This is a genomic window from Pseudomonas rhizozeae, from assembly GCF_031583775.1.
In the GTDB taxonomy this organism is placed as follows: Bacteria; Pseudomonadota; Gammaproteobacteria; order Pseudomonadales; family Pseudomonadaceae; genus Aquipseudomonas.
In genome coordinates this window covers 1-19,948 of record NZ_JAVLSB010000005.1, presented here as the reverse complement: position 1 = coordinate 19,948, position 19,948 = coordinate 1, and the positions used below count along the sequence as shown (strand labels likewise).

Annotated in this window: 19 protein-coding genes; 5 read left to right on the top strand and 14 right to left on the bottom strand. The window is 60.8% G+C overall.

What is annotated here, in order from left to right; genetic code table 11:
* The first annotated feature begins 260 nt into the window (after nucleotides 1-260).
* Nucleotides 261-1,322: a DNA polymerase IV gene (gene dinB, locus RG836_RS01050; protein WP_310842545.1), complete on the top strand. Its 1,062-nt coding sequence runs from the start codon at nucleotides 261-263 to the stop codon at nucleotides 1,320-1,322.
* 106 nt (nucleotides 1,323-1,428) lie between these two features.
* Here dinB and RG836_RS01045 read toward each other — a convergent pair whose 3' ends face one another.
* The 4 genes from RG836_RS01045 to RG836_RS01030 form a co-directional block, all read right to left on the bottom strand.
* A complete protein-coding gene (locus RG836_RS01045; RefSeq protein ID WP_310842543.1) occupies nucleotides 1,429-2,382 on the bottom strand; it encodes a hypothetical protein in 954 nt (317 codons plus the stop codon).
* Between the two features lie 17 nt (nucleotides 2,383-2,399).
* Nucleotides 2,400-4,115, bottom strand: a complete 1,716-nt coding sequence (locus RG836_RS01040) for a proline--tRNA ligase (RefSeq protein WP_310842541.1) — start codon at nucleotides 4,113-4,115, stop codon at nucleotides 2,400-2,402.
* Nucleotides 4,116-4,245: 130 nt separating this feature from the next.
* Complete coding sequence (locus RG836_RS01035) at nucleotides 4,246-5,817, bottom strand: AmpG family muropeptide MFS transporter (protein WP_310842539.1); 1,572 nt, start codon at nucleotides 5,815-5,817, stop codon at nucleotides 4,246-4,248.
* A 43-nt stretch (nucleotides 5,818-5,860) separates the two neighbouring features.
* Nucleotides 5,861-6,214 carry an MGMT family protein gene (locus RG836_RS01030; protein ID WP_310842538.1) on the bottom strand — a complete coding sequence of 118 codons (354 nt, stop codon included), beginning with the start codon at nucleotides 6,212-6,214 and terminating at the stop codon, nucleotides 5,861-5,863.
* A 162-nt stretch (nucleotides 6,215-6,376) separates the two neighbouring features.
* Between RG836_RS01030 and RG836_RS01025 the strand changes: the two genes are divergently transcribed.
* Nucleotides 6,377-7,384 (top strand): DUF481 domain-containing protein, encoded by a 1,008-nt coding sequence (locus tag RG836_RS01025; protein WP_310842537.1) that lies wholly within the window; start codon nucleotides 6,377-6,379, stop codon nucleotides 7,382-7,384.
* Between the two features lie 131 nt (nucleotides 7,385-7,515).
* Here RG836_RS01025 and RG836_RS01020 read toward each other — a convergent pair whose 3' ends face one another.
* Nucleotides 7,516-7,725, bottom strand: coding sequence for a cold-shock protein (locus RG836_RS01020; protein WP_002554837.1), 210 nt, complete (start codon nucleotides 7,723-7,725; stop codon nucleotides 7,516-7,518).
* 355 nt (nucleotides 7,726-8,080) lie between these two features.
* Between RG836_RS01020 and dcd the strand changes: the two genes are divergently transcribed.
* Together dcd and RG836_RS01010 are read left to right on the top strand one after the other, a co-directional pair.
* Nucleotides 8,081-8,647, top strand: coding sequence for a dCTP deaminase (gene dcd / locus RG836_RS01015; RefSeq protein ID WP_122837724.1), 567 nt, complete (start codon nucleotides 8,081-8,083; stop codon nucleotides 8,645-8,647).
* A 119-nt stretch (nucleotides 8,648-8,766) separates the two neighbouring features.
* Nucleotides 8,767-8,976: a hypothetical protein gene (locus RG836_RS01010; RefSeq protein WP_310842535.1), complete on the top strand. Its 210-nt coding sequence runs from the start codon at nucleotides 8,767-8,769 to the stop codon at nucleotides 8,974-8,976.
* A 61-nt stretch (nucleotides 8,977-9,037) separates the two neighbouring features.
* Here RG836_RS01010 and pdeM read toward each other — a convergent pair whose 3' ends face one another.
* From pdeM to RG836_RS00965, 9 genes are all read right to left on the bottom strand, one after another.
* Complete coding sequence (gene pdeM / locus RG836_RS01005; protein ID WP_310842534.1) at nucleotides 9,038-9,694, bottom strand: ligase-associated DNA damage response endonuclease PdeM; 657 nt, start codon at nucleotides 9,692-9,694, stop codon at nucleotides 9,038-9,040.
* A complete protein-coding gene (locus tag RG836_RS01000; RefSeq protein WP_310842533.1) occupies nucleotides 9,694-12,180 on the bottom strand; it encodes a ligase-associated DNA damage response DEXH box helicase in 2,487 nt (828 codons plus the stop codon). The genes pdeM and RG836_RS01000 overlap by 1 nt, the downstream gene beginning before the upstream one ends.
* A gap of 186 nt (nucleotides 12,181-12,366) precedes the next feature.
* Entirely contained in the window at nucleotides 12,367-13,131 is a 765-nt protein-coding gene (locus RG836_RS00995) for an ABC transporter ATP-binding protein (protein WP_310842531.1), read from the bottom strand.
* A gap of 13 nt (nucleotides 13,132-13,144) precedes the next feature.
* Nucleotides 13,145-14,263, bottom strand: a complete 1,119-nt coding sequence (locus tag RG836_RS00990) for a succinylglutamate desuccinylase/aspartoacylase family protein (RefSeq protein ID WP_310842530.1) — start codon at nucleotides 14,261-14,263, stop codon at nucleotides 13,145-13,147.
* A gap of 24 nt (nucleotides 14,264-14,287) precedes the next feature.
* Nucleotides 14,288-14,998, bottom strand: a complete 711-nt coding sequence (locus RG836_RS00985) for an ABC transporter permease (RefSeq protein ID WP_310842529.1) — start codon at nucleotides 14,996-14,998, stop codon at nucleotides 14,288-14,290.
* On the bottom strand, nucleotides 14,995-15,723 hold the full coding sequence (locus RG836_RS00980) for an ABC transporter permease (RefSeq protein ID WP_310842528.1): 729 nt from the start codon (nucleotides 15,721-15,723) through the stop codon (nucleotides 14,995-14,997). Before RG836_RS00980 ends, RG836_RS00985 begins: the two co-directional genes overlap by 4 nt.
* Nucleotides 15,724-15,778: 55 nt before the next feature.
* A complete protein-coding gene (locus tag RG836_RS00975; RefSeq protein ID WP_310842527.1) occupies nucleotides 15,779-16,561 on the bottom strand; it encodes a transporter substrate-binding domain-containing protein in 783 nt (260 codons plus the stop codon).
* A 298-nt stretch (nucleotides 16,562-16,859) separates the two neighbouring features.
* Nucleotides 16,860-18,545: an ATP-dependent DNA ligase gene (locus RG836_RS00970; RefSeq protein ID WP_310842526.1), complete on the bottom strand. Its 1,686-nt coding sequence runs from the start codon at nucleotides 18,543-18,545 to the stop codon at nucleotides 16,860-16,862.
* On the bottom strand, nucleotides 18,542-19,570 hold the full coding sequence (locus tag RG836_RS00965; protein ID WP_310842525.1) for a ligase-associated DNA damage response exonuclease: 1,029 nt from the start codon (nucleotides 19,568-19,570) through the stop codon (nucleotides 18,542-18,544). Before RG836_RS00965 ends, RG836_RS00970 begins: the two co-directional genes overlap by 4 nt.
* Before the next feature lie 191 nt (nucleotides 19,571-19,761).
* Between RG836_RS00965 and RG836_RS00960 the strand changes: the two genes are divergently transcribed.
* A partial coding sequence (locus tag RG836_RS00960; RefSeq protein ID WP_310842524.1) for a hypothetical protein occupies nucleotides 19,762-19,948 on the top strand: 187 nt, incomplete at its 3' end.

Genomic DNA, 19,948 nt, shown 5'->3' with positions numbered 1-19,948 from the left:
GGATCGCCGGGCTGTCAACCTTGCACCTGGAAAAAACCTGTTCCTGTTCAATTGCTTAGCTGGTGACAGGCCAGGCGAATAAGGCCGCAGCTCAGGTATGGCAAGGGTTTCAGCTCTATTGGGTGGCGGTATTCGATTAAGAAAATAAATTCATGCGACATTGCCTACAGGCTTAAAAGAACTTTCGGACTACTGGTGCTATATACAGGTGCGAATGAGATACTGCCGGCCTGCCCGTTTCGACTGAACACCGCTTGCCCATGACCCAGCGCAAAATCATCCACATCGACTGTGATTGCTTCTATGCCGCCATCGAAATGCGCGATGACCCGCGGCTGGCCGGCAAGCCGTTGGCAGTGGGCGGGGCTGCGGACCGGCGCGGGGTGATCGCTACCTGCAACTATGAGGCGCGGGCTTATGGCGTGCGCTCGGCGATGTCCTCCGGGCATGCCTTGAAGCTGTGCCCCGATCTGACCATCGTCAAGCCGCGCATGGACGCCTATCGCGAAGCATCGAAGGAAATTCATACGATCTTCCGCGATTACACCGACCTGATCGAGCCGCTCTCTCTGGACGAGGCCTACCTCGACGTCTCCGACAGCGCCCATTTCGGCGGCAGCGCCACGCGCGTGGCACAGGACATCCGTCGGCGGGTTTCCAATCAGTTGCACATCACCGTGTCGGCGGGAGTGGCGCCCAACAAATTCCTGGCCAAGATCGCCAGTGACTGGAAAAAACCCAACGGCTTGTTTGTGATCACTCCGGATCAGGTCGAAGATTTCGTTAGCGGGCTGCCGGTCAGCAAACTGCACGGTGTTGGCAAGGTCACCGCGGATAAGCTTGGGCGCTTGGGCATCGTCGACTGCTCGCAACTGCGCGAGTGGGACAAGTTGGCGCTGGTGCGTGAATTCGGTAGTTTCGGCGAGCGACTCTGGAGCCTGGCCCGTGGGATTGATGAGCGATTGGTGCACAACGACAGTCGTCGTCAGTCCATCAGTGTAGAAAATACCTACGACGTAGATCTGCCGGACCTGGTGAGTTGCCTGGATAAGCTGCCGGAGTTGCTGGACACCCTCAAGGGCCGGATGGAGCGGATCGACAGCAGTTATCGGCCGGGCAAGCCGTTTGTCAAAGTGAAGTTTCATGACTTTACCCAGACCACTCTGGAGCAGGCCGGGGCAGGGCGAGACCTGGGCAGTTATCAACTGTTGCTGACGCAGGCGTTCAATCGCGGCGGCAAGCCGGTTCGATTGTTGGGGGTGGGGGTGCGGCTGGAAGATCTGCGTGGCGGGTTTGAGCAGATGGAGTTGTTTGAGCGTTAGATCGGCGGTGAGTTGAACGGCATTCGCGAGCAGGCTCGCTCCCACAGAGGTCTCGGTTGTGTACGAGTTCCTTGTGGGAGCGAGCCTGCTTGCGAAGTGTTCAGCGTTAGTGCGTGCCCGGATCCGCCACCAACCGCCCGGCGTTACGGGTCAGGGATTTGACGAATTCGGTTTGCAGTTCAGGGTCGTTGCGCGTCAGTTCGATCAGGCTTTGTTCCAGCTCACTGGCTTCTTCTTCCAGGCCCAATTCCGACAGCCGCTTGACCCGGTGCACCCACTGGCTCACTTCGTCGTCTTCGAGGTCGTCGTAAATCAGCCCGTGGGCTTCCAGCAGTTTGCTGCGCAGGTTACTGCTGACGGCCAGGGTTGAGTCGCTGTGCACGTCATCCTTGGCGTCCTCGACGCTGATCTGCAATCGGCCCAGATGGTTGAGGTCCTGTTCGGCAAACGGGCTGTCCAGCAGATTAAGGCGCAGCACACCGTTGCGATCAGTGTTCAGGTCGAAGGTTTGCTTGCCAGCAGTGACCCTTACCGGACGCTCGCTCCATGGCAGGCTCGAATATTCCATGCGTTTGTCCCGCTGCACTTCGTCGATGCCAGCCAGGTTCTGTTGCGCGCGGCCGTTGGACTGCACGTTCATGAAGGGGTTGACCCCGGCAAAGCCGTAGCTGAGCCAGTCCTTGGTCACGCTGTCCGGCAGGTTTCCCAAGGCAAACACATTAACTACGTTGGCCCCGGCGCCCGCGACGATCGCGACCATGCCCAGGGGAATCTCGTAGACCTCCCGCCAAGGTTGGTAAGGCGTATAGCGATCGTAATGACGGGTGACCTCGAATTCGGTGATTTCGAAGGTTTTCTGCTCGTGGATTTTCACCCGGCGTTGCGGCAGCTCAAGCACCTTCGGCTCGCCGACATCGATCTGCAGGCTGTGGTCGAGCAACTTACGCTCGACCCGCTCCTCGTGCTCACTGCGTTGTGACATGTGATTGGCACAGCCGCTGACCAGCAGGGTGCCGCACAGGGCGGCACCACCGAGGCCTAAGGTGTTTCGCTTGAACATGACGTCTCTATCTGGTGTCAGCGGCGAATTCGGGCCTGGAGGAACGACAGCACGTCGGCCACCGGCAGCGCTTGCGGCTCGGCTTCGGTACGGCTCTTGTATTCCAGATTGCCATCGGCGAGGCCGCGGTCACTGACCACGATCCGGTGCGGAATGCCGATCAGTTCCATGTCCGCGAACTTGATGCCCGGGCTGGTTTTTTTGTCGCGATCGTCGAGCAGCACTTCGAAGCCGGCGGCCGTCAATTCGGCGTAGAGCTTGTCGGTGGCTTCGCGCACCAAATCGGTTTCATAGCGCAGCGGCACCAAGGCTACCTGGAACGGCGCCAGGGCGTCGCTCCAGATGATGCCTTTGTCATCGTTGTTCTGCTCGATGGCCGCGGCCACCACGCGGGACACGCCAATGCCGTAGCAACCCATTTCCAGGGTGACTGGCTTGCCGTTCTCGCCCAGCACTTCGCACTTCATGGCTTTGCTGTACTTGTTGCCCAACTGGAAGATATGCCCGACTTCGATGCCGCGCTTGATTTCCAGGGTGCCCTTGCCGTCCGGGCTCGGGTCCCCAGCCACGACGTTACGTAGGTCGGCCACGGTCGGTACCGGCAGGTCACGTTCCCAGTTCACGCCGAAGTAATGCTTGTCGTCGATGTTGGCGCCGATCCCGAAGTCGCTCATCAGCTCGACCGAGCGGTCGATGATGATCGGCAGGGGCAGGTTCAGCGGGCCCAGCGAGCCAGCGCCGGCACCGATGGCGGCGCGCAGTTCGGCGTCGTTGGCCATCACCAGCGGGCTGGCCACGCCAGGTTGCTGGGCAGCCTTGATTTCGTTGAGTTCGTGGTCACCACGGATCACCAGCGCAATCAGCTTGCCTTCTTCTTCGGCATGCACGATCAGGGTCTTGATGGTCTTTTCAATCGGCAGATTGAATTTCTCCACCAGCGCGGCGATGGTCTTGGTGTCCGGGGTGTCGACCAGGCGTAGTTCTTCGCTTGGCGCCGGGCGCGAGGTTTCCCGTGGCACGGCTTCGGCTTTCTCGATGTTTGCCGCGTAGTCGGAACCGTTGCTGAACACGATGTCGTCTTCACCGGATTCGGCCAGGACGTGGAATTCGTGTGAGCCAGCACCGCCAATCGAGCCGTTGTCCGCTTCAACCGGGCGGAATTTCAGGCCCAGGCGCGTGAACACGTTGCAGTAGGCCTGGTGCATGCGGTCGTAGGTGACCTGCAGCGAAGGCTGGTCGGCGTGGAAGGAATAGGCGTCTTTCATGATGAATTCGCGACCGCGCATCAAACCGAAGCGTGGACGGATTTCATCGCGGAATTTGGTCTGGATCTGATAGACGTTGATCGGCAGCTGTTTATAGCTGCTCAACTCGTTGCGCATCAGGTCGGTGATCACTTCTTCGTGGGTCGGGCCGGCGCAGAAGTCGCGACCGTGACGATCCTTGAAGCGCAGCAGTTCCGGGCCATATTCTTCCCAGCGCCCGGATTCCTGCCACAGCTCAGCCGGTTGCGTGCTCGGCATCAACACTTCAAGCGAGCCGGCGGCGTTCATTTCTTCGCGAACGACGGCTTCAACCTTGCGCATCACTCGCAAGCCCATCGGCAGCCAGGTGTACAGGCCCGAGGCGAGTTTGCGGATCATGCCGGCGCGCAGCATCAGCTGATGGCTGATGACGACCGCGTCCGAAGGCGTTTCTTTCTGTGTGGCGAGCAAAAATTGACTGGTGCGCATGGTAGGCCGTTGTCGGTTGCTGAAGACTAGAAATGACGGAGCATTGTACGGGCGAGATCCGCAGCCGTATAGGCGTGTGGTCGGCCGCCGGGCCTCGGGAGAGCAATCGTGCGTCTCCCTCGGAGATTTCCTACGGCTGCTCGACGACCGGGGTCTTGGCCGGGTCCGGAGGTGGCGGCTCAGCGGGTTCGGCTTCGGCGCGGCGACTTTCCTGAAACCAGTGCAGCGCGATCAGTACCAGCGTCGGCACGCCGAGCAGGGCGGTGATCAGGAAGAAATTGTGATAGCCGAACTTCTCCACCATGACCCCGGAATAGCCACCAATCAGCCGCGGCAACAGCAGCATGATCGAGCTGAGCAAGGCGTATTGGGTCGCGGAGAATTTCAGGTTGGTCAGGCTCGACAGGTAGGCGACGAAGGCCGAGGTCGCCAGCCCGGAGCTGAAGTTGTCGAGGGAGATGGTGGCGATCAGCATCTGCAGGTTGGCGCCCATGTCGGCGAGCATCAGGAACAGCAGATTGGTGCCGGCCGAGGCGACGCCGCCGATAAACAGGATCGGCAGGATGCCGAAGCGCACAATCAGCAAACCGCCCATGCCGGCGCCGACCAGGGTCATGATCAGGCCGAAAATCTTGCTGACGCTGGCAATCTGGTCTTTGGTGAAACCCTGGTCGATGTAAAACACGTTGGCCATCACGCCCATCACCGTGTCGGACATCCGATACGTGGCGATCAGCCCCAGCAGCAGCAGGGCTTGCCAGCGATAGCGCAGGATGAAGTCGTTGACCGGCGTCAGCACCGGCGCCAGCCCTCGCCGGCCCATGGCCGACAGGCAGAGGGCGGTGAGGGTGGTGTAGAGGATGGCGCGCAGGAAGGCGCGGTCTTCGAGCAACAGATCGAGCAGGCTGACGCCGTCGAACAGCACGCTGGCGAAATCGGTGTTGTACAACTGGGTGAACATGGCCGGGACCGAGACCAGCAGCACGATCAGCACGAACACCGACATCAATTGATGCATAAAGCTGTAGCGTCCGGCCTGCAGTTGGGTGCGCAGCGGCACCGGCGGCTCGCGCATGAACAAAGTAGTGAGCAGCGCCGGGATCATCAAGGCGCCGAACAGCACGTAGGTGCCGGTCCAGGCCGCATGCTTATAGTTGAAACCGGTGGAGCCAAAACCTTCGGCGAAGAACAGCGCGCCGGCGGTGGCCAACAGTGCGGCAATGCGATAACCGGACATGTAGCTGGCGGCGAGCGCGGCCTGGCGGCTGTCGTCGGCGATTTCCAGGCGATAAGCGTCGACGGCGATGTCTTGGGTGGCGGAAGCGAAGGCGACGACTACGGCGATGGCGATCAACCACGAGAGGTGCTTCTGTGGATCGCAGAACCCCATGCCGATCAGGCCGAGGATCACCAGCGTCTGCGACAGCACCAGCCACGAACGGCGACGACCGAGTTTGCCCAGTAATGGCAGGCGCCATTGGTCCAGCAGCGGGGACCAGACCCACTTGAAGGCGTATGCCAGGCCGATGAGGCTGGCATAGCCGATGGTTTCACGGGCTACGCCGGCTTCACGCAACCAGACGGAGAGTGTCGAAAACACCAGCATGTAAGGCAGGCCGGCGGCGAAACCCAACAGCAACAGCACGAGCGTCGAAGGGCTGGCATAGGCGGCGAGCGCGGCGCGCCAGGTTTTACGGGGCATGGGCTGGAGTCTGCCTCAAGATTACGGAAACAAAGCGCGCACTCTAACCGCTGTGCTCTACCGGGCGCCAGCCATGGCGCTGAATATCAACACGATTATTCAGGACACTGATGCCTTCCATGCGCAACCGCGCGCGCTGTTCGTCCCCCGAGACGGTCCCCGCTGGCAGGCTCAGGCGACCGCCGGCGCCCAGCACCCGGTGCCAAGGCAGCCTGGTGTCCGGCGGCAACTGGCTGAGGGTGCGCCCGACCCAGCGTGCCGCGCGACCGAGCCCGGCCAGATCCGCCAATTGGCCATAACTGACGACCTTGCCTTCGGGTACTTGGGCGAGGGTCAGGTACAGCGCCGTGCGTCGGATTTGTGCCGGGCTTTCGGTGTCGGCGAAGGGTGCTGTCACGTCCCGCTTTCCTCAAAGATGTGGCTATTAGTGTACCCAGAGTAAATGCTGTAAGTTCCTTTGAGAAATGAACTCATTTGTTCTGCGCGGGTCATTCCTAGCTAAGGCGTTTCCCCACGGATAATGCTGCCTTTTTCGCGAACTTCGGGTCTTTTCTTGCTTATGCTCACCAGAACCCTGCTGTGCCTCGCTGCTGTCAGTGCCTCATCCCCCTTGCTTGCCGACACCGTGTGGTTGAAGAACGGTGACAAGCTGAGCGGAAAAATTACCGTGTTCGACGGTGGCAAGCTGCTGATCCAGACCGAATACGCCGGCGCCGTGCCGATCGACTGGAAACAGGTGAAAACCCTGGAAAGTGATCAGGAGCTGCTGGTCAAGCAGGACGCTTATAACGGCGAAAAAGCCAAGTCGCTGAAGGCGGCGGATGAGGGCAAGGTCATCCTGGCCAATGGCGAAGAGCCGAAAACCGTCGAGCTGGCGAGTATCCAGCAGATCCTCAAACCCAAGCCGGTGGTTGAGGACTTGGTGTGGAAAGGCAATGTCGACCTGGCCCTGGATTACCAGCGTGCCGAAGAAGACACCGATGACTATGACCTCGGCTTCAAGACCACCGCGCGTCATGGTCGCTGGCGGCACATCGCCGAAGGCGAATACAACCGCGAGATGCAGAACGACGTGCTTACCACTGACAACTGGCGCGCCGAATATTCCCTCGACCGCTTCTTCACTGATAAATGGTTCTGGCAGGGTCGCTTGAACTACAAGCGCGATAAGGTTGAAGACCTGTCCCGCCAGCGCGTGGTCGGTACCGGTCCGGGCTACCAGTTCTGGGATGACGAACTCGGTTCGTTCTCCCTCGGTTCGCTGCTCAACCGTACTGACTACGAGTATCAGGATGGCGGCAAGGACAACTTCTATTCCGTGGCCATGAAGTGGGATTACAACCGTTACCTGATTGGCAAGAAGGTCGAGTTCTTCACCAACGGTGAGGTTGGCCGGCCGCTGTCCAACGTTGCCGACTACTCGCTCGATGCCGAGTTGGGGTTGCGCTACAAGGTCACCGAATGGGCCTCGCTCAACCTCAAGGCCGAGCGTGACATTATCAGTGGCACCCGAGACGCTGATCTGAACAAGACCCGCTATACCGCAGGGTTTGGCGTGGCTTGGTAAGGCTCTGGCGGTTAATCGCCGGATGTAAAAAAGATCGCCCAGTGCGATCTTTTTTTTGGGCCTGGCAAAACAGCCGCCCACAAAAAAGCCCCGCTTTTGAGAGCGGGGCCTTTTACTAAAGCAAGGACAAGTTAGATAACTTGAACTTCTTCAGCTTGCATGCCTTTCTGACCGCGGGTAGCGATGAAAGAAACCTGTTGGCCTTCTTTCAGGCTTTTGAAGCCGTCGGATTGGATAGCTTTGAAGTGAACGAACAGGTCGTCACCGGATTGTGGAGTGATGAAGCCGAAGCCTTTTTCATCGTTGAACCACTTAACGGTACCGGTTTGGCGATTAGACATGGTGTAACTCCTTGAACAAAGATAACTGCGACACAGGAAGAACCCTGGCCGAGACTGAGTGCAAAGAGCAGGAAAAATTCTTGTAGATGGTTGGATCGAAATTCAACATATCGTGTAGAGATTCTCAGTGACACAAGCAGCACAGTGGCGCCACCTTAACCCTTTTTCCGGAACGTGCCAATGGTATTGGCCAAGGTTTCTCTAATTTCGTGACTGACGGTGCGCCTGATTGGCGTATGGCCCCGGAATACGCGGGGGATCGCCGAGATTTACAGCGCACGCTTTGAACCCGGCGGCGCGCCCCGGTAAGATGCCGGACAGAATTTTTCCACCTCGCTATTCAGGACAACCCGCCATGAGCATCAAATCGGACAAGTGGATTCGCCGCATGGCGCAAGAGCACGGCATGATCGACCCCTTCGTCGAGCGCCAGATGCGTGGCGAAGGCGCCGAGCGGCTGATCTCCTATGGCGTGTCGAGCTACGGCTACGACGTGCGCTGCGCCGATGAATTCAAGGTGTTCACCAACATCAACTCGGCGACAGTCGACCCGAAGAACTTCGATGAGAAGAGCTTCGTCGATGTGAAAAGCGACGTGTGCATCATTCCGCCGAACTCCTTTGCCCTGGCCCGCACCGTGGAATTCTTCCGTATTCCGCGCAATGTGCTGACCATTTGCCTGGGTAAAAGCACTTACGCGCGCTGCGGCATTATCGTCAACGTGACGCCGCTTGAGCCGGAGTGGGAAGGCCACGTGACCCTGGAGTTCTCCAACACCACGACCTTGCCAGCGAAGATCTACGCCAACGAAGGCGTGGCGCAGATGCTGTTTTTCGAATCCGACGAAGAGTGCGAAGTGTCCTACAAGGACCGTGGCGGCAAGTACCAGGGCCAGCGCGGCGTCACCCTGCCGCGTACCTGATTGGCAGCCCTGGGGCGTCCATCTGACGAACCGGGGGAATTCCTGAGCCGTCGTACACTCTACTAGGTGTACTGCCCGTTCCGCGCAAAGTGCAACGGGCCTTTGCTCAGGAGTGCTCCATGAAGATCGATCCGCAAATCAATGCCGAACTGGCAAGGCTTGAGCCCAATCAGGTTGGCGTGTTGGCCTGGTCCTTGTTGGCACATCCTACTGCGACGATGGCAGGTGGGATTCCCGGCCAACCCGATCCTGATACCCCGAACGAACAGCCTGTAGAACCCGGTGAGCCAACCCTGCCGGATGAACCGCCACCGGTGCCGGTCGCCTGATCCGCGGGCATCACCCGGAACGTCACACAGCATGGCCCGTTAGCTGAAGTCCTCCGAGACCTCAGCCAACCGGCCATATCTCGTTATCGCCTACGACAAAAATCCTGCATTCATCATCTTTCTCTACGGCATACCCTCCCGTAAACGCGCCGAAGGCCGGAAGCAGGCTGATGTCGCGCCCGAAGCGGAAACACGCCAGACGCAAACTTTCCCGGCCGCGGCCGCGCAGGCGATAGACCGGATGCACGTGCCCGGCGATCACATGGCGTTCGGAGTAGGGCGTTGGTTCATGTTGCAAGGAGAACGGGCCCATCAGCAGCGGCTCGGGCACTACGCGGATGTTGAGTGACGGCGGCGGATCACCCGCGCGCTTGTCGTGGTTGCCGCGAATCAGGGTCATCGCCAGATCGCTGTGACGCTCGCGCCATTGCGCCAGTGCGCTCAGCGTCGCCGCAGCGTGGGAGCCGGGCCCGTGCAGGAAGTCGCCGAGAAAGATCAGTTGTCGACAGGGCAGCGCCGCCAGCAAGCCGTCCAGCACGGCGATGTTGGCCGAGGTCGTGCCCTGCGGCACCGGTTGCCCCAACGCTCGATACGCCGCTGCCTTGCCGAAGTGCACGTCGGCCACCAGCAACGCCTGCTGCGCGGGCCAATAAAGCGCCTTGTCCGGCAGCAGCCACAGATCTTCGCCGGCCAATCGCACGGGGTAGGCTGTGTTCATCAGGCTTTGCCACTGTCGGCGTTGTGTTCCAGATCGCCGACCAGGCGGCGAATCCGGTCAGCGAGTTTCTCCGAACTCAGGCTTTCGCGCATACGCTCCACCAACAGCGGAAAGCTCAAAGGCGTCGGACGTTTGACCTGATGCAGGTCGAGTTTCAGATTATTCATACGATCTAAGGTCTGCTCCAAGCGACGAATATCCAGTTCTTCCCGTAGGACTTCTTCCCCAGCCTGCGCCAGTAGCAGGTTGTCAGCGTCATATTGCTTGAACACCTGGAAGAACAGCCCGCTTGAAGCCTGGACCTGACGGGTGCTTTTCGGCGCGCCGGGGTAGCCGGCGAACACCAGCCCGGCGATGCGCGCGATCTCGCGAAAGCGCCGCAGGGCCAGCTCACCGGCATTGAGGCTGGCGAGCACATCCTCCAGCAAGTGATCGGCGCTCAACAATTCGCGATTCAATTCGGCCGTCCAGTCCACCGGCGTGGCGCTTAGCAATTCGAAACCATAGTCGTTGACGGCGATTGAGAAGGTCACCGGCAACCGTTGGCTGACACGCCATGCCAGCAGACTCGCCAGCCCCAGATGAACCTGGCGCCCGGCAAACGGGTAGAGGAACAGGTGCCAGCCTTCGCGGGATTTCAGTGCTTCGGCCAGCAGGCTGTTGTCCGTCGGCAGCCCTGACCAGCGTTGTTGAATGTCCAGAAGCGGTCGCAGCGCCTGCATTTCCGGGCCGCTGAATTCACCCTCGGCGGCTGCACTGAAGCGCCGGATCACCGCTTGTGCCAGCTCCCCAGACAGCGGCATACGACCACCATTCCAGCGCGGCACCGCGGCTTTTTTCGCAGTGCTGCGTTTGACGTAGGCGGTCATATCCTCGACGCGCACCAGCTCCAGCAAGCGCCCGGCGAACAGAAAGCCGTCACCCGGCCGCAAACGCGCGATGAAGCCTTCCTCGACGCTGCCCAGTGTCCGGCCACCGCCGCCCTTGCTCCAGAACTTCAGTTGCAGGCTGGCGTCGCTGACGATGGTGCCGATGCTCATGCGATGCCGCCGCGCCAGGCGCGCATCGGGCACGCGCCACACGCCGTGTTCGTCCGGCTCGACCCGCCGGTAATCGGGATACGCCGTCAGCGACATGCCGCCATGGCGCACAAACGCCAGCGCCCAGGCCCATTCCGCCAGATTCAGATCGCGATACGCCCAGGCGCCGCGGACTTCTTCATACAGCTCTTCAGGCATAAAGCCACCGCCCAGGGCCATGCTGACCAGATGCTGGACCAGTACATCCAGCGGTTTGTGCGGTGATTCGCGCGGCTCGATACGCCGCGCGGCCACGGCGTCCTGGGCGGCGACGGCTTCGATCAGCTCAAGACTGTGGGTCGGCACCAGGGTTGCCCGCGAGGTGCGCCCCGGTGCGTGGCCGGAGCGCCCGGCGCGTTGCATCAGGCGCGCCACGCCTTTGGCCGAGCCGATTTGCAGCACCCGTTCCACGGGTAAAAAATCCACCCCCAAATCCAGGCTCGAGGTGCAGACCACGGCTTTCAATTGACCATCCTTGAGCGCGCGTTCGACCCAGTCGCGGGTCTCCCGGGCCAGGGAACTGTGATGCAAAGCGATCAACCCGGCCCAGTCCGGTCGCGCTTCGAGTAACGCCTGGTACCAGATTTCCGACTGCGCGCGGGTGTTGGTGAACACCAGGCAGCTGTTGCAGCCGTCGATCTCGGCGACCACTTGCGGGAGCATTTTCAAACCGATATGCCCGGCCCACGGAAAGCGTTCGGTGGTCGGCGGCAGCAAGGTGTCGATGCGCAGGGTTTTGCGGGTGTCGCCCTGCAGCGTGACGCTGCCGCCCTGTGGGATCAGCACTTGTTCGGCGTGGGATTGATTACCCAAGGTCGCGGAAATACCCCAGACGATCAGTTGCGGATTCCACCGACGCAAACGCGCCAGCGCCAGTTGCAGTTGCACGCCGCGTTTATTGCCTAACAGTTCGTGCCATTCATCCACCACCACCATGCGCAACGGTGCGAGTGCGGTCTGTGCGTCGGCGCGGGCCAGCAACAGGGTCAGGCTTTCCGGGGTGGTGATCAGCGTGGTCGGCAGACGCCGGCCTTGCCGCGCCCGTTCGCTGCTGCTGGTGTCGCCGGTCCGCAGGCCGACGCTCCAGGGGATTTGCAAATCTTGCAACGGTGCTTCGAGTGCGCGGGCGGTGTCGGCCGCCAGGGCGCGCATCGGGGTTATCCACAGCACGGTCAGCGGTTCGGCGACGGGTTTGCGTTTGCGCGGGGATTCCACCGGCGGCAAGCGCTTGGCGAAGCGGTTGAGTGCGGCGAACCACACCGCGTAAGTTTTGCCGGCACCGGTGTTGGCGTGCAGCAACCCCGACTCGCCACGCTTGACTGACGCCCAGAGTTTTTTCTGAAAGGCGAACGGCTGCCAGTCGCGGGCGGCGAACCACTGTTTGGCAAAGTCGCGGGGTGTCGCCATCCGGCCGTGATCGCTCTGAAAGGGTTCTTTCAGTGACCACGGAGCGGGGTGACTAGTTTGATTTTTTGTCGGCGCGAGCGTGCTTTTGTGGGAGCGAGCCTGCTCGCGAACAGCTGATCGGCCAACCATGATGGTGTTGCTGATGCCGTCTTCGCGAGCAGGCTCGCTCCCACCTGTACCAGTACGTTATTTGAGGTTGCCGCTGAGAAACTGCTGCAGCCGCTCGCTCTTCGGGTTGCCCAGCACATCTTCCGGCGCGCCTTCTTCTTCCACCAGGCCCTGATGCAAGAACAGCACCTGGCTCGACACTTTGCGGGCGAAGCTCATTTCGTGGGTCACCATGATCATGGTCCGGCCTTCTTCGGCCAGGCCTTGGATTACCTTGAGCACTTCGCCCACCAGCTCCGGGTCGAGGGCCGAGGTCGGTTCGTCGAACAGCATCACTTCCGGCTCCATCGCCAGGGCGCGGGCGATCGCCACCCGTTGCTGCTGGCCGCCGGAGAGAAACGCCGGGTACTGATCGGCGACCCGCGCTGGCAGCCCCACCTTGTCGAGGTAACGACGGGCGCGGTCTTCGGCGTCTTTCTTGCTGCAACCCAGCACCCGGCGCGGGGCCATGGTGATGTTTTCCAGCACGGTCATGTGGCTCCACAGGTTGAAGTGCTGGAACACCATGGCCAGGCGCGTGCGGATCCGTTGCAGTTCCTCCGGGTCGGCGACATGCATGCCGTGGCTGTCGCTGACCATGCGGATGGCCTGGCCATCCAGGGTCATGGCGCCGTCGTTGGGCTGTTCAAGGAAATTGATGCAGCGCAGGAAGGTGCTTTTGCCCGACCCGCTGGCGCCGATCAGGCTGATCACGTCGCCGGTCTTGGCCTTGAGCGAAACACCTTTGAGCACCTGGTGGTCGCCATAGCTTTTATGCAGGCCTTCGATGGTCAGTTTGTACATGGGGCATGCATCCTCAAGGCGAAAGTAGGTAGCCGCTGCGGTAGGCTTCGGTCCCGGCGACATGGGCGATAACCATGCCGGCGGTGGCCATGCGACGCAGGGATCGGGCGTACAGCAGCCCGGCGTTGGTGCAATGGACGGGGGTGACGCGATCGTTGATCGGGTCGATGATGTCGGCAATCAGTTGCCCGGCTTGCAGGTACTCGCCCGGCAGCACCTGGTAAACCAGCAGACCACCGACCGGCGTCGCCACCGGTTCGACCGCCGCCAGCGGCGTGGCCGGATAGGGCAGTTCGGGCAGGGCAGCGGGTGTGCCGACAATGGCGCCGAAGTGAATCAGGTAGTCGAGCAATGCCTGGCAATCGAGGCTGGCCAGCGGGTGATTGACGTCACCCTGGCCGCGCAATTCCACGGTCACCGAAAAGCAGCCCAAGGGAATGTTGAATTGCTCGCCAAAACGTTCCTTTAACTGCCACCAGAGCAAGGTAAAGCATTCATCGAACGACTGGCCGCCGGAGTCGGTGGCCAGCAAGCTCGCCTCGGAACCGATGTAGCGCGCCAGCGGCTCGACCTGCGGCCAGGCCTCGGGCGTGGTGTACAGGTGCGCCACGGCTTCGAAATCACAATGCAGGTCGAGCACCATGTCGGCATCGCAGGCCAGTCGCTGCAAGGTCAGGCGTTGGGATTGCAGTTGGGTGCTCGCGGTCTGCCGCGCTAGAGCGTTGCGCAGACTGCTGCGGATCAGCAACAGGTTGTGCTGGGCATCGTCGTTCAAGCGGCCTTCGATCTCGTTGCCGATTTCTTCGCTCAAATCGACGAACCAACGGTTGAAGTTCTGCCCGCTCTCTAACTCGTAACGGCCCAGCGGCACATCCATAACAACCTGTTCGAGGCCAATCGGGTTGGCCACCGGGACCAACACGATTTCACTGCGCAGGCGCCCGGCCGCTTCCAGCTCGGCCAGGCGTTGCTTGAGGTGCCAGGCCACGAGCATGCCGGGCAACTCATCGGCGTGCAGGGATGACTGGATGTAGATCTTGCCAGCGGCGCTGCTCGGACCGAAGTGGAAGCTATGGATTTGGCGCGCGGTCCCCGGCAGCGGGGCCAGCAAGTCGTGAATCTGGTGGCGCATCGATTGTTTCCTGAAACAAAAGTCCTAGTGGGTGGGCCCGAGGAAGGCCAGCCAGCGGCGTTCGGCGAGGCGGAACAGGCCGACCAGCGCAAAGGTCACGGTCAGGTAGATCAGCGCGGCGATCCCGAATGACTGGAACGTCAGGAAGGTCGCGGAGTTGGCGTCCCTGGCGACTTTCAGGATGTCCGGGATCGTGGCGGTGAACGCTACCGTGGTCGAGTGCAGCATCAGGATCACTTCGTTGCTGTAATACGGCAGTGAGCGACGCAGCGCCGAGGGCATGATCACATAGGCGTACAGCTTCCAGCCGGTCAAGCCGTAAGCCTTGGCCGCTTCGACTTCACCGTGGGCCATGCTGCGGATCGCCCCGGCGAAAATCTCCGTGGTGTAGGCGCAGGTATTAAGGGCGAAGGCGAGAATGGTGCAGTTCATTGCGTCGCGGAAGAAACTGTCTAGCAACGGCTGTGCACGCACGGCGGCCAGGCTGTAGATACCGGTGTAGCAAATCAACAACTGGATGTAGAGCGGCGTACCACGGAACAAGTAAGTGTAGAACTGCACCGGCCAGCGCACATAAATCTTCGGCGACACCCGGGCGATTGACAGCGGGATCGACACCAGGAAGCCAATGAAAATCGAGGCGCTGAGCAGCCACAGGGTCATGGCCAGGCCGGTGATGTTGTAACCGTCGGTGTAGAGGAACGGTTTCCAGTATTCCTGCAAGAGTTCGATCATCGTACGGCCTCCCGGGAGCCGGCGGCGTAGCGGCGTTCAAGCCTGTGCAGGACAAAGTTCGAGGCGCTGGTGATCAGCAGGTAGATCAGCGCGGCCAGCACCAGAAAGTAGAACAATTGATAAGTGCTTTTGCCGGCGTCCTGCGCGGCTTTGACCAGGTCGGCCAGGCCGATGATCGACACCAGCGCGGTGGCCTTGAGCATCACCATCCAGTTGTTGCCGATGCCTGGCAGGGCGAAGCGCATCATTTGCGGGAAGACCACGATGCGGAACCGTTGGCCACGCTTGAGGCCGTAGGCGGTGGCCGCTTCAACCTGGCCCCGTGGGACGGCGAGGATCGCGCCACGGAAAGTCTCGGTGAAGTACGCACCATAAATGAAGCCCAGGGTGATGACCCCGGCGCTGAATGGATTGATCTCGATGTATTCCCATTCCATGAAGTTGGTAAAAGAGGTCAGCCAGGTTTGCAGGCTGTAGAAAATCAGCAGCATCAGTACCAGGTCCGGCACCCCGCGAATCAGCGTGGTGTAGAGCTGGGCGGGAATCCGCACGAGCTTGACCTTGGACAGTTTGGCACTGGCGCCCAGCAGACCGAGCAATACGGCCACCAACAGCGACAACACCGATAACTTGATGGTCATCCAGGTGCCTTGCAGCAGCAGCGGGCCAAAGCCCTGCAGGCTGAAAGCAGAAAGCCCCAGGGTTTCCAGGAGAGAATCAAACATGAGACGAGCCTTTGGCAGAAAAAAGGCGCCCACTCCGAAAAGTGGGCGCCGGGCATTATTTGCCGCTGTACAGATTCAGATCGCCAAAGTGTTTCTTTTGAATGGTGGCGTAGGTGCCATCATCGTGTAACGCTTTGATACCTTTATCCAGCAGTGCTTTCAGCTCTTTGTTACCTTTCGAGATACCAATCGCGGTTTTCGATGGCAGCAGTTCGCTGTCGACCGGCTGGCTCACTTCATAGCCTTCACCGCGTGGCGACTTGAGGAAGCCCAGTTCGGCTTGCAGCATGTCCTGGATTGCTGCGTCGAGACGGCCGGAGATCAGGTCCGAATACACTTGGTCCTGGTTCTGGTAGGCCTGGGTTTTCACCCCGGCTTTGTCCAGCACGGCTTTGGCGTAGGCTTCCTGAATGGTGCCTTGCTCGTAGCCTACGGTCTTGCCTTTGAGGCTGGCCGCGTCGGCGGTCAGGCCGGAACCTTTCTTGAACACATAGGCGGTCGGGCCGGAGAACAGCTCGTTGGAGAAGTCGATGACTTTCTCGCGGGCCGGAGTGACGGTCATCGAGGAGATCACGCCGTCGAACTTGTTGGCCTTGAGGCCAGGGATCATGCCGTCGAAATCGCTTTCGACCCATTTGCACTTGACCTTCAGCTCGGCGCAAATCGCATTACCCAGGTCGATGTCGAAGCCCACCAGGCTGCCGTCGGCCGCTTTGGACTCGAACGGTGCGTAGGAAGGGTCAACGCCGAAACGCAATTCTTTGTATTCCTTGGCCAGCGCGGAACCGGCAGCCATGCACAACGCCAGTGCAGAAAGGGTCAGCAATGCTTTTTTCATTATTCAATCCCTAAGAACCAATATGAGCGCTTGTGGCGCAGAAGTACTGTTACTGGAAAGCGTAAGACCCATTGAAAGTAGCAATTTCCGAACCAGAGTGCCGAACAAGCGTTTTAAAAGGTGCTACAGGATGGGCCGGCGCGCGGATTGTGCCCAAAAATGGGCAGGGAAAGATAGGTGCACTGTTAAGGTTCGTCAGGATGGCGTGATCGGCCTGAAGTTTGCCCATTCCGTGGCGAAGGTGCTGGCTCTCGCCGGAGCGCGAAGCGATCTGCGTGATGGGCCGCGATTCAAAGAATTAACCGAGCAAATCCTGCAAGGTATCCAGGCTGTCCGCCTCGTCCACTGCTTTGTCCTGACGCCAGCGCAGCATCCGTGGGAAGCGCACGGCGATCCCGCTCTTGTGGCGCTTGGACAAGGCGATACCCTCGAAGCCCAGCTCAAACACCAAGGTCGGCGTGACACTACTGACCGGGCCGAATTTTTCCACAGTGGTCTTGCGCACGATGCTGTCGACCTTGCGCATTTCCTCGTCGGTCAGCCCCGAGTACGCCTTGGCGAACGGCACCAGGCTACGCTCGCTGCTCTGCGGCGGGCCGTCCCACACGGCGAAAGTGTAATCGCTGTACAAACTGGCGCGGCGGCCGTGCCCGCGCTGGGCATAAATCAACACGGCGTCGACGCTGAACGGGTCGACTTTCCATTTCCACCACACGCCCATGTCCTTGGTGCGCCCGACGCCGTACAGCGAATCCCGGGCCTTGAGCATCATGCCTTCGACACCGAGGCTGCGCGACGCTTCGCGCTGGCGGGCGAGGTCGTTCCAATCCTTGCCCTCCAAGGTCGGTGAGGGCAGCAGCACCGGGCTGCGAGCCTCGGCAATCACCTGTTCAAGTTGTGCGCGCCGCGCCGCTTGTGGACGATTGCGCCAGTCGTCGCCTTGCCATTCCAGCAAATCGTAGGCGAGCACCACCACCGGCACCTCTTCGAGGATTTTCTTGCTCAGGGTTTTGCGGCCGATCCGTTGTTGCAGCAGGGCGAAGGGTTGCACTGAGGGTTGCGTCGGTTCGCTGGCGCTGAAGGCATCGACAGTGGTTGGCGCGTCTTTCCACACCACAATTTCGCCGTCGATCACCGTGCCGTCGGGCAAGCTGTGCAGCAACACCTGCAACTCGGGGAAGCGCTCGGTTACCAGTTCTTCGCCGCGCGACCAGATCCACAGCCGCCCCTCACGCTTGACCACTTGCGCGCGGATGCCATCCCATTTCCATTCCACCTGCCAGTCGCTGACCGGGCCTATCAGCCCGTCGAATTGCTCGACCGGCGCCGACAGCGCGTGGGCCAAAAAGAATGGATACGGCTGGCCGCCCCGTTGCGCGTGTTCGTCGCTGGACTCTGCGGCAATCAGTTGCAAATAGCGCTCGGCGCTCGGGCGGTGCGACAGATCGGTGTAGCCGACCATCCGCTGCGCGACGCGCTTGCTGTCGAGCCCGGCCATGGCTGCCAGGGCGCGGGTCACCAATAGTTTGGAAACGCCGACGCGGAAACTCCCAGTGATCAACTTGATACACAGCATCAGGCTGGCGCGATCCAGTTGCGCCCACAGCGCCGGGATTCGCTCAGCCAGCACTTCCGGCGTTTCGCCGCGCAAGGGCAGGAGTTTTTCTTCGAGCCACAGCGCGAGGCCGTCGTCCGAGCTGTGCGGTGATTCCGGGAGAATCAGCGAAATGGTTTCTGCCAAGTCGCCGACGGCTTGATAGCTCTCTTCGAACAACCATTCCGAGAGCCCGGAAATCCGCACCGCCAGCTCCCGCAGAACGCGCACTGGCACCAGTTGCCGAGGCCGGCCGCCGGACAGAAAGTACACCGCCCACGCGGCGTCTGCTGGTGCCGCTTCGGCAAAGTAAGCCTGCATCGCCGCCAGTTTGGCGTTGCTGGAAGTCGTGGCGTCGAGGTCGGCATACAACTGCGCGAAGGCTTTCATGTCGCCAACTCCGGTGCGGGCGTGGCGGGGCTGTCTTCCTCGTCGTCGCCGTATTCGGTGGTGAAACCCTGAGCGTCCAGGCCTTGATCACGCAGGTGCCGCACCAGCACCGCCACCGAGCCGTGGGTGACCATCACCCGTTCGGCGCCGGTCTGCTCGATGGCCCACAGCAGGCCCGGCCAGTCGGCGTGGTCCGAGAGCACAAACCCTCGATCGACACCACGCCGCCGCCGGGTGCCGCGCAAGCGCATCCAGCCGCTGGCGAAGGCGTCGCTGTAATCGCCGAAACGCTTCATCCAACTGCTACCGCCGGCGGACGGTGGAGCGAGGATCAGCGCCTGGCGCAGCTGCGGGTCATTCTTGTTGAAATCGCCGGCGTACAGCGTTGGCGGCAGGTGAATGCCAGCGTTGCGGTACACGCGGTTTAACGGCTCTACGGCGCCATGCACCAGAATCGGGCCGAGGCTGGGGTCGATGCCATGCAGGATGCGCTGGGCCTTGCCGAACGAATAACAGAACAACACGCTGGCCTTGCCGACCTCGATATTGCCGCGCCACCACTGGTTGATCTCGGCAAAAATCTCCGCCTGCGGCTGCCAGCGGTAGATTGGCAGGCCGAAGGTCGATTCGGTGATGAAGGTGTGGCAACGCACCGGTTCGAACGGCGCACAGGTGCCGTCGGGTTCAATTTTGTAATCGCCCGAAGCGACCCAGACTTCGCCCTGGTATTCGAGGCGTACTTGCGCCGAGCCAAGCACATGCCCGGCGGGATGAAAGCTTAGGGTCACGCCGTGATGCACCAGTTGTTGGCCATACGCGAGGGTTTGCAGATTGATGTCGCTGCCCAGCCGCGATCGCAGAATCCCTTCGCCAGGGGCCGCCGCCAGGTAATGCTGATTACCATTGCGGGCATGATCGCCGTGGGCGTGGGTGATGACCGAACGCTCGACCGGGCGCCACGGGTCGATGTAGAAATCACCAGGCGGGCAGTACAAACCTTCGGGGCGAGCGATGACAAGGTCCATGGCGTGGCCGGGGTGGAGGGCTTGTAAGGTAGGAGGTTTTGCCTGGCGCAGAAGTTCGGTTTTTTAGCCGCGAGCGCGATGGAGTGGGGCGCGTCCGAGATGTCTGGATGTACCCCAAACCTTGTGGAAGCGGGCTTGCTCCGGGCGGCGTTCCGACGAAGGCTATCTCCCTGCTGACGAGTAAATTGCGGATGTCCCAGAACACTGTGGGGGCTGCGGTGCGACGATTCGACTTGCCAGCGATGACTTTGTATCAGGCACTAGAGATTTGGCGGGTGTACACATCCATTTCTTGGGTGATGGCCACTATGGGTTCCGCTCTTACAGCGGGTCACTTTGAAAAGCCCAAAGTAACCAAAGGCTTTCATCCCCTCCATT

What these genes read in the sequence shown, in the direction of transcription:
- RG836_RS01035 (WP_310842539.1), bottom strand. Translation starts at nt 5,817, where the DNA reads ATGCCCCGTAAAACCTGGCGCGCCGCGCTCGCCGCCTATGCCAGCCCT.
- dcd (WP_122837724.1), top strand. Translation starts at nt 8,081, where the DNA reads ATGAGCATCAAATCGGACAAGTGGATTCGCCGCATGGCGCAAGAGCAC.
- RG836_RS00985 (WP_310842529.1), bottom strand. Translation starts at nt 14,998, where the DNA reads ATGATCGAACTCTTGCAGGAATACTGGAAACCGTTCCTCTACACCGAC.
- RG836_RS00970 (WP_310842526.1), bottom strand. Translation starts at nt 18,545, where the DNA reads ATGAAAGCCTTCGCGCAGTTGTATGCCGACCTCGACGCCACGACTTCC.
- RG836_RS00975 (WP_310842527.1), bottom strand. Translation starts at nt 16,561, where the DNA reads ATGAAAAAAGCATTGCTGACCCTTTCTGCACTGGCGTTGTGCATGGCT.
- RG836_RS01045 (WP_310842543.1), bottom strand. Translation starts at nt 2,382, where the DNA reads ATGTTCAAGCGAAACACCTTAGGCCTCGGTGGTGCCGCCCTGTGCGGC.
- RG836_RS00980 (WP_310842528.1), bottom strand. Translation starts at nt 15,723, where the DNA reads ATGTTTGATTCTCTCCTGGAAACCCTGGGGCTTTCTGCTTTCAGCCTG.
- RG836_RS01000 (WP_310842533.1), bottom strand. Translation starts at nt 12,180, where the DNA reads ATGGCGACACCCCGCGACTTTGCCAAACAGTGGTTCGCCGCCCGCGAC.
- RG836_RS01025 (WP_310842537.1), top strand. Translation starts at nt 6,377, where the DNA reads ATGCTCACCAGAACCCTGCTGTGCCTCGCTGCTGTCAGTGCCTCATCC.
- dinB (WP_310842545.1), top strand. Translation starts at nt 261, where the DNA reads ATGACCCAGCGCAAAATCATCCACATCGACTGTGATTGCTTCTATGCC.
- RG836_RS00995 (WP_310842531.1), bottom strand. Translation starts at nt 13,131, where the DNA reads ATGTACAAACTGACCATCGAAGGCCTGCATAAAAGCTATGGCGACCAC.
- RG836_RS01010 (WP_310842535.1), top strand. Translation starts at nt 8,767, where the DNA reads ATGAAGATCGATCCGCAAATCAATGCCGAACTGGCAAGGCTTGAGCCC.
- RG836_RS01040 (WP_310842541.1), bottom strand. Translation starts at nt 4,115, where the DNA reads ATGCGCACCAGTCAATTTTTGCTCGCCACACAGAAAGAAACGCCTTCG.
- pdeM (WP_310842534.1), bottom strand. Translation starts at nt 9,694, where the DNA reads ATGAACACAGCCTACCCCGTGCGATTGGCCGGCGAAGATCTGTGGCTG.
- RG836_RS00990 (WP_310842530.1), bottom strand. Translation starts at nt 14,263, where the DNA reads ATGCGCCACCAGATTCACGACTTGCTGGCCCCGCTGCCGGGGACCGCG.
- RG836_RS00965 (WP_310842525.1), bottom strand. Translation starts at nt 19,570, where the DNA reads ATGGACCTTGTCATCGCTCGCCCCGAAGGTTTGTACTGCCCGCCTGGT.
- RG836_RS01020 (WP_002554837.1), bottom strand. Translation starts at nt 7,725, where the DNA reads ATGTCTAATCGCCAAACCGGTACCGTTAAGTGGTTCAACGATGAAAAA.